Source organism: Pseudomonas sp. R28(2017) (assembly GCF_002112505.1).
Taxonomy (GTDB): Bacteria; Pseudomonadota; Gammaproteobacteria; order Pseudomonadales; family Pseudomonadaceae; genus Aquipseudomonas.
In genome coordinates, this window is the sequence record NZ_NEHW01000009.1 from 126858 (window position 1) to 140908 (window position 14051).

General features: G+C 60.0%; 15 protein-coding genes. All 15 read left to right on the forward strand.

The genetic code is table 11. The features are described from left to right. Positions 1-28 precede the first annotated feature (28 nt). The 15 genes from mnmG (at position 29) to CAF78_RS17225 (ending at position 14049) form a co-directional block, all read left to right on the forward strand. A complete protein-coding gene (mnmG, locus tag CAF78_RS17155; RefSeq protein ID WP_085676554.1) occupies positions 29-1921 on the forward strand; it encodes a tRNA uridine-5-carboxymethylaminomethyl(34) synthesis enzyme MnmG in 1893 nt (630 codons plus the stop codon). Then, positions 1918-2568, forward strand: coding sequence for a 16S rRNA (guanine(527)-N(7))-methyltransferase RsmG (gene rsmG, locus CAF78_RS17160; protein ID WP_085676553.1), 651 nt, complete (start codon positions 1918-1920; stop codon positions 2566-2568). The genes mnmG and rsmG overlap by 4 nt, the downstream gene beginning before the upstream one ends. A gap of 18 nt (positions 2569-2586) precedes the next feature. Further along, on the forward strand, positions 2587-3378 hold the full coding sequence (locus tag CAF78_RS17165; RefSeq protein ID WP_012316952.1) for a ParA family protein: 792 nt from the start codon (positions 2587-2589) through the stop codon (positions 3376-3378). Between the two features lie 9 nt (positions 3379-3387). Further along, entirely contained in the window at positions 3388-4260 is an 873-nt protein-coding gene (locus CAF78_RS17170; RefSeq protein WP_085676552.1) for a ParB/RepB/Spo0J family partition protein, read from the forward strand. A 149-nt stretch (positions 4261-4409) separates the two neighbouring features. Next, on the forward strand, positions 4410-4817 hold the full coding sequence (locus tag CAF78_RS17175; RefSeq protein WP_008092225.1) for a F0F1 ATP synthase subunit I: 408 nt from the start codon (positions 4410-4412) through the stop codon (positions 4815-4817). A gap of 16 nt (positions 4818-4833) precedes the next feature. Next, entirely contained in the window at positions 4834-5703 is an 870-nt protein-coding gene (gene atpB / locus CAF78_RS17180) for a F0F1 ATP synthase subunit A (protein ID WP_085676551.1), read from the forward strand. 144 nt (positions 5704-5847) lie between these two features. Next, entirely contained in the window at positions 5848-6105 is a 258-nt protein-coding gene (gene atpE / locus CAF78_RS17185) for a F0F1 ATP synthase subunit C (RefSeq protein WP_003097235.1), read from the forward strand. A 57-nt stretch (positions 6106-6162) separates the two neighbouring features. Further along, on the forward strand, positions 6163-6633 hold the full coding sequence (locus tag CAF78_RS17190; protein WP_027917106.1) for a F0F1 ATP synthase subunit B: 471 nt from the start codon (positions 6163-6165) through the stop codon (positions 6631-6633). Between the two features lie 12 nt (positions 6634-6645). Then, entirely contained in the window at positions 6646-7182 is a 537-nt protein-coding gene (locus CAF78_RS17195) for a F0F1 ATP synthase subunit delta (protein WP_003253191.1), read from the forward strand. A gap of 21 nt (positions 7183-7203) precedes the next feature. Beyond that, positions 7204-8748 carry a F0F1 ATP synthase subunit alpha gene (gene atpA, locus CAF78_RS17200; RefSeq protein ID WP_085676550.1) on the forward strand — a complete coding sequence of 515 codons (1545 nt, stop codon included), beginning with the start codon at positions 7204-7206 and terminating at the stop codon, positions 8746-8748. Between the two features lie 48 nt (positions 8749-8796). Next, positions 8797-9657: a F0F1 ATP synthase subunit gamma gene (gene atpG / locus CAF78_RS17205; protein WP_013974905.1), complete on the forward strand. Its 861-nt coding sequence runs from the start codon at positions 8797-8799 to the stop codon at positions 9655-9657. 27 nt (positions 9658-9684) lie between these two features. Further along, positions 9685-11061 (forward strand): F0F1 ATP synthase subunit beta, encoded by a 1377-nt coding sequence (gene atpD, locus CAF78_RS17210; protein ID WP_085676549.1) that lies wholly within the window; start codon positions 9685-9687, stop codon positions 11059-11061. 44 nt (positions 11062-11105) lie between these two features. Beyond that, positions 11106-11525 (forward strand): F0F1 ATP synthase subunit epsilon, encoded by a 420-nt coding sequence (locus CAF78_RS17215; RefSeq protein WP_085676548.1) that lies wholly within the window; start codon positions 11106-11108, stop codon positions 11523-11525. A gap of 121 nt (positions 11526-11646) precedes the next feature. Next, the gene (gene glmU / locus CAF78_RS17220) at positions 11647-13014 is read left to right on the forward strand and encodes a bifunctional UDP-N-acetylglucosamine diphosphorylase/glucosamine-1-phosphate N-acetyltransferase GlmU (RefSeq protein ID WP_085676547.1); all 1368 of its coding nucleotides are present in this window, start codon (positions 11647-11649) and stop codon (positions 13012-13014) included. A 258-nt stretch (positions 13015-13272) separates the two neighbouring features. Then, positions 13273-14049, forward strand: coding sequence for a DeoR/GlpR family DNA-binding transcription regulator (locus CAF78_RS17225; RefSeq protein ID WP_085676546.1), 777 nt, complete (start codon positions 13273-13275; stop codon positions 14047-14049). Positions 14050-14051: the final 2 nt, after the last annotated feature.

Here is a 14051-nt window from a genome sequence, read left to right on the forward strand (position 1 = left end):
ATTCGCAAAAACAGGCACGAGGTGCGTGGTGGATTTCCCTTCCCGTTTTGAAGTGATCGTCATCGGCGGCGGCCATGCCGGTACCGAGGCTGCGCTTGCGTCAGCACGCATGGGTGTGAAAACCCTGCTGTTGACCCATAACGTGGAAACCCTCGGTCACATGAGCTGCAACCCCGCCATTGGCGGTATCGGTAAAAGCCATCTGGTCAAAGAGATCGATGCGCTCGGCGGTGCGATGGCACTGGCCACCGACAAGAGCGGCATCCAGTTCCGCATCCTGAACAACCGCAAAGGGCCGGCCGTACGTGCCACCCGTGCGCAGGCCGACCGTGCCATCTACAAGGCCGTGGTCCGCGAGATCCTGGAAAACCAGCCGAACCTGTGGATATTCCAGCAGTCCTGCGACGACCTGATCGTCGAACAGGATCAGGTCAAAGGCGTGGTGACCCAGATGGGCCTGCGTTTCTTCGCCGAATCCGTGGTGCTGACCACCGGTACTTTCCTCGGTGGCCTTATCCACATCGGCCTGCAGAATCATTCCGGTGGTCGCGCCGGTGATCCGCCATCGATTGCCCTGGCTCACCGCATGCGTGAACTGCCGCTGCGCGTCGGCCGCCTGAAAACCGGTACCCCGCCACGTATCGATGGGCGTTCCGTGGACTTCTCGGTCATGACCGAGCAGCCAGGCGACACGCCAATCCCGGTGATGTCGTTCATGGGCAACGCACAGATGCACCCGCGCCAGGTGAGCTGCTGGATTACCCACACCAACGCCCGCACCCACGAGATCATTGCCTCGAACCTCGACCGTTCACCGATGTACTCCGGTGTGATCGAGGGTGTCGGCCCGCGCTATTGCCCGTCGATCGAAGACAAGATCCACCGCTTCGCCGACAAGGAAAGCCACCAGGTGTTCATCGAGCCGGAAGGCCTGACCACCCACGAGCTGTACCCCAACGGCATTTCCACTTCGCTGCCGTTCGATGTGCAGCTGGAGCTGGTGCGCTCGATTCGCGGCATGGAAAACGCCCACATCGTTCGGCCGGGTTACGCCATCGAGTACGACTACTTCGACCCGCGTGACCTCAAGTACAGCCTCGAGACCAAAGTCATCGGCGGCCTGTTCTTCGCTGGTCAGATCAACGGCACCACCGGCTACGAAGAAGCCGGCGCCCAGGGCCTGCTGGCCGGGACCAACGCTGCGCTGCGTGCCCAGGGCCGCGAAAGCTGGTGCCCGCGCCGCGACGAGGCGTACATCGGCGTACTGGTCGACGACCTGATTACCCTCGGTACCCAGGAGCCGTACCGGATGTTCACGTCGCGTGCCGAATACCGGTTGATCCTGCGCGAGGACAACGCTGACCTGCGGCTGACCGAGAAAGGTCGCGAGCTCGGCCTGATCGATGACGAGCGCTGGGCGGCGTTCTGCGCCAAGCGCGACGGCATCGAGCGTGAAGAACAGCGCCTGAAATCGACCTGGGTGCGCCCGAACACCGAACAGGGCCAAGCCATTGTGGATAAGTTCGGCACCCCACTGGCCCACGAGTACAGCCTGCTCAACCTGCTGGCCCGTCCAGAGATCGACTATGCCGGGCTGATCGAAGCGACCGGCGGTGAAGCGATCGATCCACAGGTCGCCGAGCAGGTCGAGATCAAGACCAAGTACGCCGGTTACATCGATCGCCAGCAGGACGAGATCGCCCGCCTGCGCGCCAGCGAAGACACCCGCCTGCCTGTGGATATCGACTACACCACGATTTCCGGGCTGTCGAAGGAAATCCAGGGCAAGCTCGGCCAGACCCGTCCAGAGACCCTGGGCCAGGCTTCGCGTATTCCCGGCGTCACCCCGGCGGCGATTTCCCTGTTGCTGATTCATCTGAAAAAACGCGGCGCTGGCCGCGAATTGGAGCAAAGCGCTTGAGTTCCCTGGTCACCCCGCAACACGCCGAAGAGTTGTCCACAGGTGCGCGCCAGCTCGGTGTCGAGCTGAGCGCCGAGCAGCACGAAAAGCTGCTGGGCTACCTGGCCCTGTTGATCAAATGGAACAAAGCCTACAACCTCACTGCCGTGCGCGATCCGGACGAGATGGTTTCCCGCCATCTGCTCGACAGCCTCAGCATCATGTCGTTTATCCACAGCGAGCGTGACAACTGGCTGGATGTTGGCAGCGGCGGTGGCATGCCCGGCATCCCTTTGGCTATCCTGCATCCGCACAAGCAGGTGACGGTGCTGGACGCCAATGGCAAGAAGACCCGCTTCCTGACCCAGGTGAAAATGGAACTGAAACTGGACAACCTCACGGTTATCCACAGCCGGGTCGAAGCCTTCCAGCCGTCGCTACCGTTCAGCGGAATCATCTCCCGCGCCTTCAGCAGCATGGAGAACTTCACCAACTGGACCCGCCATCTGGGCGACACCGGGACGCAATGGCTTGCAATGAAGGGGCTGCATCCTGCCGATGAACTGGTAGCATTGCCCGCAGACTTCACAGTGGAAAGCGAGCAGGCCCTGACCGTCCCCGGTTGCCAGGGCCAGCGCCATCTGCTGATACTGCGCCGCAAGGCTTGATTGGGAACACACGCAACAATGGCTAAGGTATTCGCAATCGCGAACCAGAAAGGTGGGGTCGGCAAGACCACCACCTGTATCAACCTCGCAGCATCGCTGGCCGCGACCAAGCGTCGTGTGCTGCTGATCGACCTCGATCCGCAGGGCAACGCGACCATGGGCAGCGGTGTGGACAAACACGAACTCGAGCATTCGGTCTATGACCTGCTGATCGGGGAATGCGACCTTGCCCAGGCCATGCACTACTCCGAGCACGGCGGCTTCCAGTTGCTGCCGGCCAACCGCGACCTGACCGCTGCGGAAGTGGTGCTGCTGGAAATGCAGGTCAAGGAGAGCCGCCTGCGCAACGCGCTGGCGCCGATCCGCGAAAACTACGATTTCATCCTCATCGACTGCCCACCGTCGCTGTCGATGCTGACGCTCAACGCGCTGGTCGCCTCCGATGGCGTGATCATCCCGATGCAGTGCGAGTACTACGCACTCGAAGGTCTCAGCGACCTTGTGGATAACATCAAGCGCATCGCTGCCCGGTTGAACCCGGAGCTGAAGATCGAAGGCCTGCTGCGGACCATGTACGACCCGCGCCTGAGCCTGAACAACGATGTTTCGGCGCAGCTCAAGGAACACTTCGGCGAGCAGCTCTACGACACGGTCATCCCGCGCAACATCCGCCTGGCCGAGGCCCCGAGCTTCGGCATGCCGGCGCTGGCCTACGACAAGCAATCGCGTGGCGCACTGGCCTACCTGGCCCTGGCCGGGGAACTGGTACGCCGTCAACGCCGTCAATCACGCACTGCACAAACAACTTAAGGAATCCGCATGGCCGTTAAGAAACGGGGTCTCGGACGTGGGTTGGATGCACTGCTCAGTGGTCCTTCCGTCAGCGCGCTCGAAGAGCAGGCTGTGAAGATCGACCAGAAAGAACTGCAACACCTGCCCGTCGAACTGATCCAGCGCGGCAAGTACCAGCCGCGCCGCGACATGGACCCCGAGGCACTGGAAGAACTCGCGCACTCGATTCGCAACCATGGGGTGATGCAGCCGATCGTGGTTCGTCCGATCGACGGTAGCCGCTACGAGATCATTGCCGGTGAGCGCCGCTGGCGCGCCACCCAGCAGGCCGGGCTCGACACCATCCCGGCGATGGTGCGCGAAGTGCCGGACGAAGCCGCCATCGCCATGGCGCTGATCGAGAACATTCAGCGCGAGGACCTCAACCCGCTGGAAGAAGCCCTGGCCCTGCAGCGCCTGCAGCAGGAGTTCGAGCTGACCCAGCAACAAGTGGCCGATGCCGTGGGCAAGTCGCGGGTGACCGTGGCCAACCTGCTGCGCCTGATCTCGCTGCCCGAAGCGATCAAGACCATGCTCGCCCACGGCGACCTGGAGATGGGCCATGCCCGTGCCTTGCTCGGCCTTGAGGAAGATCGTCAGGAAGAGGGGGCGCGTCATGTTGTCGCACGTGGGCTCACCGTGCGCCAAACCGAGGCACTGGTCCGTCAGTGGCTCAATGGCAAGCCTGAACCGGTCGAACCGAGCAAACCTGATCCGGACATCGCGCGCCTTGAACAACGGCTCGCAGAGCGCCTGGGCTCTGCCGTGCAGATACGCCACGGGAACAAGGGCAAAGGCCAATTGGTTATTCGCTACAACTCGCTTGACGAGTTGCAAGGCGTGCTTGCTCACATCCGCTGAAACAATTCCCGTTGTAGCGCGCAGTCGGAAATCACTACCGAAGAGTTGAATAGGGGTTAATCCACCCCTATACTCTGCGCGCATTTTGTCGGCACAAATTATGCCAAGTCATAACTGACTTGTTGGTCGACTTCCGAGGAGCAGTTGTGATGGAAATCCGCACGCCAAACCGCCTGCCTTTCCATCGCTGGGCGGTTTTTCCGGTACTGCTGGCTCAATTCGTCGTACTGCTGCTGGCAACCTTGGTGTTGTGGCAGTGGAAAGGGGCGGTCAGTGGATATTCAGGCCTTTGCGGAGGTTTGATTGCCTGGCTGCCCAATGTGTATTTCGCCTGGAAGGCTTTTCGCTTCAGCGGAGCTCGGGCGGCACAAGCCATCGTCAAGTCGTTTTACGCTGGCGAGGCAGGCAAGATGATTTTGACGGCAGTGCTTTTTGCACTGACCTTCGCAGGAGTGAAGCCACTGGCGCCGTTAGCAGTATTCGGCGTCTTCGTGTTGACCCTTTTGGTCAGCTGGTTCGCGCCCCTGCTGATGAATAAAAGACTTTCGAGACCTTAGGGCGTTTGAGGCAACCATGGCAGCAGAAACCGCTTCGGGCTATATCCAGCACCACTTGCAGAACCTGACCTACGGTCAACTACCAGACGGCAGCTGGGGCTTTGCCCATTCGGCTGCAGAAGCCAAGGCAATGGGCTTCTGGGCGTTCCACCTGGACACCCTGGGTTGGTCCGTCGCGCTGGGTCTGATCTTCCTGTTCATTTTCCGCATGGCGGCCAAGAAGGCGACTTCCGGCCAACCCGGCGGCCTGCAGAACTTCGTGGAAGTGCTGGTGGACTTCGTCAACGGCAGCGTGAAGGACTCCTTCCACGGCCGTAGCCCGGTGATCGCCCCGCTGGCGCTGACCATCTTCGTCTGGGTGTTCCTGATGAACGCCATCGACCTGGTACCGGTCGACTGGATTCCTCAGCTGGCCATCCTGATTTCCGGTGACCCGCACATTCCGTTCCGCGCCGTGTCGACCACCGACCCGAACGCGACCCTGGCCATGGCCTTCTGCGTGTTCGCCCTGATCATCTTCTACAGCATCAAGGTCAAGGGCCTGGGCGGCTTCATCGGTGAACTCACCCTGCACCCGTTCGGCAGCAAGAACATCTTCCTGCAGATCCTGCTGATCCCGGTGAACTTCCTGCTGGAATTCGTCACCCTGATCGCCAAGCCGATCTCGCTGGCACTGCGTCTGTTCGGCAACATGTACGCCGGCGAGCTGGTGTTCATCCTGATCGCCGTGATGTTCGGCGCCGGCATCCTGTGGCTGAGCGGCCTGGGTATCGTGCTGCAGTGGGCGTGGGCTGTGTTCCACATCCTGATCATCACGCTGCAAGCTTTCATCTTCATGATGCTGACCATCGTCTACCTGTCGATGGCTCATGAAGATAACCATTAAGACCGCCTGGCGTGTCTTGTAGCCTTCCCCCGCTCGTTTGGGGGGAGGGCTTTAAAAGTCCGCAAGGGCAGCTGTACCAAACGATTTGTTTTACCGCTTCAACTTAAAAACCTAACCAATACGACGTAAAAGTCGGGAGGAAAGATGGAAACTGTAGTTGGTCTGACCGCTATCGCTGTTGCTCTGCTGATCGGCCTGGGTGCTCTGGGTACCGCCATTGGTTTCGGCCTGCTGGGCGGCAAGTTCCTGGAAGGCGCTGCTCGTCAGCCTGAGATGGTTCCGATGCTGCAGGTCAAAATGTTCATCGTTGCCGGTCTGCTCGACGCCGTAACCATGATCGGTGTTGGTATCGCTCTGTTCTTCACCTTCGCGAATCCGTTCGTTGGTCAGATCGCCGGCTAATCACTCGTAACCACGAGTTGATGGCTGTGATGAATTAAGACCGAGCGAGGTGTTGGCGTGAACATTAATGCAACCCTGATTGGCCAATCCGTTGCCTTCCTGATTTTTGTACTCTTCTGCATGAAGTACGTATGGCCTCCGGTCATCACTGCTCTGCAAGAGCGCCAAAAGAAGATTGCCGACGGCTTGGACGCTGCCAACCGCGCAGCTCGCGACCTGGAGCTGGCCCAAGAGAAAGTGGGTCAGCAACTGCGTGAAGCTAAAGCACAGGCAGCCGAAATCATTGAGCAAAGCAAGAAACGCGCTGCTCAGCTTGTCGAGGAAGCCCGTGATCAGGCCCGCGTCGAAGCTGACCGTGTGAAGGCTCAGGCTCTGGCCGAGATCGAACAGGAACTGAACAGCGCTAAAGACGCTCTGCGTGCCCAGGTGGGTGCTCTGGCCGTTGGCGGTGCTGAAAAGATCCTTGGCGCCACAATCGATCAAAACGCGCATGCGGAGCTGGTTAACAAACTGGCCGCTGAAATTTAAGCGAGGGCGATCATGGCAGAACTGACCACGTTGGCCCGACCTTACGCTAAGGCTGCCTTTGAGCATGCCCAGGCCCATCAGCAACTGGCCAATTGGTCAGCCATGCTCGGCCTGGCTGCTGCGGTGTCGCAGGACGACACCATGCAGCGCCTGCTCAAGGCCCCGCGACTGACGAGCGCAGAAAAGGCCGCCACGTTCATTGACGTGTGCGGTGACAAGTTCAATGCACAGGCACAGAATTTCATTCATGTTGCCGCGGAAAACGACCGTCTCCTGCTGTTGCCGGAGATTGCCGCCCTGTTCGACCTGTACAAGGCCGAGCAAGAGAAATCCGTGGACGTGGAAGTCACCAGTGCCTTCGCGTTGAACCAAGAACAGCAAGACAAACTCGCCAAGGTTCTCAGTGCACGGTTAGGCCAGGAAGTGCGCCTGCACGCGTCGGAGGATGCCAGCCTGATTGGCGGCGTCGTCATCCGCGCTGGTGACCTGGTAATCGATGGCTCTGTTCGCGGCAAGATCGCGAAACTGGCCGAAGCATTGAAATCTTGAGTTTGAAGGGGCAGCAGAGCAATGCAGCAACTCAATCCTTCCGAAATTAGTGAAATCATCAAGGGCCGCATCGACAACCTCGATGTGAGCTCCCAAGCCCGTAACGAAGGTACCGTTGTTTCGGTATCCGACGGTATCGTGCGGATCCACGGTCTGGCCGACGTCATGTACGGCGAAATGATCGAGTTCCCTGGCAGCGTCTTCGGCATGGCCCTGAACCTGGAGCAAGACTCCGTAGGTGCAGTGATCCTGGGTGCCTATGACACCCTCGCCGAAGGCATGAGCGCCAAGTGCACCGGCCGCATCCTGGAAGTTCCGGTTGGTAAGGAACTGCTGGGTCGCGTCGTTGACGCACTGGGCAACCCGATCGACGGCAAAGGTCCTCTGGGCAACACCCAGACCGACGCGGTCGAGAAAGTGGCCCCGGGCGTGATCTGGCGTAAGTCGGTAGACCAGCCTGTACAGACTGGCTACAAGTCCGTCGACGCCATGATCCCAGTCGGCCGTGGCCAGCGTGAGCTGATCATCGGTGACCGCCAGATCGGCAAGACCGCCATGGCCATCGACGCCATCATCAACCAGAAAGACTCCGGTATTTTCTGTGTTTATGTTGCTGTCGGCCAGAAGCGTTCCACCGTTGCCAACATCGTTCGCAAGCTGGAAGAAGCCGGCGCCCTGGCCAACACCATCGTGGTCGTTGCCAGTGCTTCGGAATCCGCCGCACTGCAGTTCCTGGCGCCATACGCCGGCTGCACCATGGGCGAGTTCTTCCGTGACCGCGGTGAAGACGCCCTGATCGTTTACGATGACCTGTCCAAGCAGGCCGTTGCCTACCGTCAGATCTCCCTGCTGCTGCGCCGTCCACCAGGACGTGAAGCGTACCCAGGTGACGTGTTCTATCTCCACTCCCGTCTGCTGGAGCGTGCATCGCGCGTTTCGGAAGAGTACGTCGAGAAGTTCACCAACGGCGCAGTCACTGGCAAGACCGGTTCCCTGACCGCCCTGCCGATCATCGAAACCCAGGCTGGCGACGTTTCCGCGTTCGTTCCGACCAACGTGATTTCCATCACCGACGGTCAGATCTTCCTGGAATCGGCCATGTTCAACTCGGGCATCCGCCCTGCAGTGAACGCCGGTGTTTCGGTATCCCGCGTAGGTGGTGCCGCTCAGACCAAGATCATCAAGAAGCTGTCCGGTGGTATTCGTACCGCTCTGGCTCAGTACCGTGAACTGGCTGCATTCGCCCAGTTCGCTTCCGATCTGGACGAAGCGACCCGCAAGCAGCTGGAGCATGGTCAGCGCGTAACCGAGCTGATGAAGCAGAAGCAGTACGCGCCAATGTCCATCGCGGACATGGCCCTGTCGCTGTACGCCGCTGAGCGTGGTTTCCTGACTGACGTGGAAGTCTCCAAGGTCGGTAGCTTCGAGCAAGCACTGATCGCCTACTTCAACCGTGATCACGCCGAACTGATGGCGAAGATCAACGTGAAGGGTGACTTCAACGACGAAATCGACGCTGGCATGAAAGCCGGTATCGAGAAGTTCAAGGCCACCCAGACCTGGTAAGCCGCAGCGGGGGCTCCGGCCCCCGCTTGCTAACCTGATAGGTGATACATGGCAGGCGCAAAAGAGATTCGCAGTAAGATTGCGAGCATCAAAAGCACGCAAAAAATTACCAGCGCCATGGAGAAAGTGGCGGTAAGCAAGATGCGCAAGGCACAAATGCGCATGGCTGCTAGCCGTCCTTACGCGGAGCGTATCCGCCAGGTGATCGGTCATCTGGCCAACGCCAACCCGGAATACCGCCACCCGTTCATGATCGAGCGCCCTGTAAAGCGCGCCGGTTATATCGTGGTGAGCAGTGACCGTGGTCTGTGCGGTGGCTTGAACACCAACCTGTTCAAGGCCCTGGTCAAGGACATGAACGAAAACCGCGAACAGGGCGTTGAAATCGACCTGTGCGTGATCGGCAGCAAGGGTGCGACTTTCTTCCGCATCTTTGGCGGCAACGTCGTAGCCGCGATCAGCCACCTGGGCGAAGAGCCATCGATCAACGATCTGATCGGCTCCGTCAAAGTGATGCTGGACGCCTACCTGGACGGCCGTATCGATCGCCTCTCGGTGGTTTCGAACAAGTTCATCAACACCATGACCCAAAAACCGACGGTCGAGCAATTGGTACCGTTGGTGGCAACCCCGGATCAGGATCTCAAGCATCACTGGGACTACCTGTACGAACCCGACGCAAAAGAGCTGCTGGACGGCTTGATGGTGCGTTACGTGGAGTCGCAGGTCTACCAGGCGGTGGTCGAGAACAACGCTGCTGAACAAGCGGCCCGGATGATCGCCATGAAGAACGCCACAGACAACGCCGGTGATTTGATCAAAGAGCTTCAGTTGATCTACAACAAGGCGCGTCAGGCTGCGATCACCCAGGAGATCTCGGAAATCGTCGGCGGCGCTGCCGCGGTTTAACGGTTCAAAAATTCAGAGGATCCAGCTATGAGTAGCGGACGTATCGTTCAAATCATCGGCGCCGTCATCGACGTGGAATTCCCACGTGACGTCGTACCGAGTGTTTACAACGCGCTGAAAGTACAAGGCGCGGAAACCACCCTCGAAGTTCAGCAGCAGCTGGGCGACGGCGTGGTTCGTACCATTGCGATGGGCTCGACCGAAGGCCTGAAGCGCGGTCTGGATGTCGTCGACACCGGCGCTGCCATTTCCGTTCCAGTTGGTAAGGCCACCCTGGGCCGTATCATGGACGTACTGGGCAACCCGATCGACGAAGCCGGCCCGATCGGCGAAGACGAGCGTCGCGGTATCCACCAGCCAGCGCCTTCGTTCGCTGACCAGGCAGGCGGCAACGACCTGCTGGAAACCGGCATCAAGGTTATCGACCTGGTTTGCCCGTTCGCCAAGGGTGGTAAGGTTGGTCTGTTCGGTGGTGCCGGTGTCGGCAAGACCGTAAACATGATGGAACTGATCCGTAACATCGCCATGGAACACAGCGGTTACTCCGTGTTCGCTGGTGTGGGTGAGCGTACTCGTGAGGGTAACGACTTCTACCACGAGATGAAGGACTCCAACGTTCTCGACAAGGTAGCACTGGTCTACGGTCAGATGAACGAGCCACCAGGAAACCGTCTGCGCGTAGCGCTGACCGGCCTGACCATGGCTGAGAAGTTCCGTGACGAAGGTAACGACGTTCTGCTGTTCGTCGACAACATCTATCGTTACACCCTGGCCGGTACCGAAGTATCCGCACTGCTGGGCCGTATGCCTTCGGCAGTAGGTTACCAGCCGACCCTGGCTGAAGAGATGGGCGTTCTGCAAGAGCGCATCACCTCCACCAAGGAAGGTTCGATCACCTCCGTCCAGGCCGTATACGTACCTGCGGACGACCTGACCGACCCGTCGCCAGCCACCACCTTCGCCCACCTGGACGCCACCGTCGTTCTGTCCCGTGACATCGCCTCCCTGGGTATCTACCCAGCGGTCGACCCACTGGACTCGACTTCGCGCCAGCTGGACCCGAACGTGATCGGCAACGAGCACTACGAGACCGCTCGTGGCGTTCAGTATGTTCTGCAGCGCTACAAAGAGCTGAAGGACATCATCGCGATCCTGGGTATGGACGAGCTGTCCGAAGCCGACAAGCAACTGGTAGCCCGCGCTCGTAAGATCCAGCGCTTCCTGTCGCAGCCGTTCTTCGTGGCCGAAGTCTTCACCGGTTCGCCAGGCAAGTACGTTTCCCTGAAAGACACCATCGCTGGCTTCAGCGGCATCCTCAAAGGTGACTACGACCACCTGCCAGAACAAGCGTTCTACATGGTCGGCAGCATCGACGAAGCGATCGAGAAAGCCAAGAAACTGTAATCCCGGCGCCCCGCAAGGGGCGCTAATCAGGTTGAGGCAAGCAGATGGCTATGACAGTCCATTGCGATATCGTCAGCGCGGAAGGAGAAATCTTCTCCGGCCTGGTCGAGATGGTAGTAGCGCACGGCAACCTGGGCGATCTTGGTATCGCTCCAGGCCACGCGCCGCTGATCACCAATCTCAAGCCTGGTCCGATCACGCTGACCAAGCAAGGTGGCGATCGTGAGGTGTATTACATCTCCGGTGGCTTCCTCGAAGTGCAGCCGAACATGGTCAAGGTTCTTGCCGACACCGTGCAGCGCGCTGCCGACCTGGACGAAGCTCAGGCTCAGGAAGCCCTCAAGGCTGCTGAGAACGCCCTGAATGCGAAAAGCTCGGACTTCGACTACGGTGCTGCTGCCGCACGTCTGGCCGAGGCTGCAGCTCAGCTGCGTACCGTCCAGCAATTGCGCAAAGGCAAGTAATCCGGTTCAGGCCGCATACTTCCGTTGTGATTGAGTTAAAGGGTAGCCTCGGCTACCCTTTTTCTTTTTCCGAATTCTTCTTTGGTCACGCCCCTGACCGCCCAGGATTGGTAGCCAGTCAATGTCCCTTGATATCGTTATTCTCGCCGCCGGCCAAGGCACCCGCATGCGTTCGGCGCTGCCCAAGGTGCTGCACCCGGTAGCCGGCAATTCCATGCTCGGCCACGTTATCCACAGTGCTCGCCAGCTTCAGCCTCAAGGCATCCACGTGGTCATCGGCCATGGTGCCGAACAGGTACGTGAGCGCCTGGCAGCCGACGACCTGAACTTCGTCATGCAGGACAAGCAGCTGGGTACGGGCCATGCCGTTGCGCAGGCGTTGCCGGCGATCACTGCCGACACGGTGCTGGTGCTTTATGGCGATGTGCCGTTGATTGAAGTGGAGACCTTGCAGCGCCTGCTGGCCAAGGTCAACGACAAGCAGCTGGGGCTGCTCACGGTCACCCTGCAGGACCCGACCGGTTATGGCCGCATCGTGCGTGATGGCGAAGGCCAGGTGACCGCTATCGTCGAGCACAAGGACGCCAGCGAAGCCCAGAAGGCGATCACCGAAGGCAACACCGGCATCCTGGCCTTGCCAGCCGCGCGTCTGGCCGACTGGATGGGCCGCCTGTCGAACAACAATGCCCAGGGCGAGTACTACCTCACTGACGTCATCGCCATGGCGGTGGCCGATGGGCTGGTGGTGGCCACCGAGCAGCCGCACGATGCAATGGAAGTGCAGGGGGCCAACGACCGTCGTCAGCTGTCCGAGCTCGAGCGGCATTACCAGCTGCGCGAAGGCCGCCGCCTGATGGCCCAGGGCGTTACCCTGCGTGACCCGGCACGCTTTGATGTGCGTGGCGAAGTGACCGTTGGTCGCGACGTGCTGATCGATATCAACGTGATCCTCGAGGGCAAGGTGGTCATCGAGGACGATGTGCAGATCGGCCCCAACTGCGTGATCAAGGACAGCACCCTGCGCAAGGGCGCGATCATCAAGGCCAACACGCACCTTGACGGTGCGGTGATGGGCGAGGGCAGCGATGCGGGCCCGTTCGCCCGCCTGCGCCCGGGCAGCGTGCTTGAAGCCAAGGCCCATGTGGGTAACTTCGTCGAACTGAAGAACGCCCACTTGGGCGAAGGCGCCAAGGCCGGTCACCTGGCCTACCTGGGCGATGCCGAGATCGGTGCCCGCACCAACATCGGCGCCGGTACCATCACCTGCAATTACGATGGTGCCAACAAGTTCAAGACCGTGATGGGTGATGACGTATTCATCGGCTCCAACAACTCGCTGGTGGCACCTGTGGAAATCAAGGCGGGTGCGACGACGGCGGCTGGTTCGACCATCACTAAGGCCGTCGAACCGGGCGACTTGGCGGTGGCGCGTGCGCGCCAGGAAAACATCTCGGGCTGGAAGCGGCCGGAGAAGATCAAGAAAAGCTGAGTTATACACAGCTGCCTGGATCGAAAGCCGACTTGTGTGAATAAGTCGGCTTTTTTTTGCCTGTACCAACCCCTGTGGGAGCGGGCGTGCCCGCGAAGAAGGCAACACGGAGTATGGCACGGGCTGCGCCCGTGTTCGCGGGCACGCCCGCTCCCACAGGGATGTGCGTTGTCAGGAATATTTATCCACATCTTGACGAATCGACCATCTTAGGTTTTGATTGCAACCATTATCTTTCGAATCGAAACTTAAAAGCCCATGTCGAAACGAAATACCCCCCAGCGCCGGCACAACATCCTGGCCATGCTCAGCGAGCAGGGCGAGGTGAGTGTGGATGCCCTGGCCAAGCGTTTCGAAACCTCGGAAGTGACCATTCGCAAGGACCTTGCCGCGCTAGAGGCCAACGGCCTGCTGCTGCGCCGTTACGGCGGTGCGGTACCGGTGCCGCAGGAGATGCTCAGCGAACCCGCGCAACCGGTCTCTGCCTACAAGCAGGCTATCGCCCGTGCAGCGGTCGGGCGTATTCGCGAGCATGCGCGGATCATCATCGACAGTGGCAGCACGACTGCCGCCATGATCCCGGAACTGGGCCGCCAGCCCGGTCTGGTGGTGATGACCAACTCGTTGAATGTGGCCCGCGCCATCAGCGAGGTCGAGCACGAACCGGTGCTGCTGATGACTGGCGGCACCTGGGACCCGCACTCCGAGTCGTTCCAGGGCCAGGTCGCCGAGCAGGTGCTTCGCTCATACGATTTCGACCAGCTGTTCATCGGTGCCGACGGCATCGACCTGCAGCGTGGCACCACCACCTTCAATGAACTGCTTGGCCTGAGCCGAGTCATGGCCGAAGTGGCCCGCGAAGTGATCGTGATGGTCGAGTCCGACAAGGTCGGGCGCAAGATCCCCAATCTCGAGCTGCCCTGGGGCAGCGTGCACACCCTTATTACAGACGAACGCCTGCCCGCAGTGGCACGCGAACAGATTCAAGCCCGCGGCATCAACCTGATCTGCGCCGCGATCAGCCAGGAGCAATAACC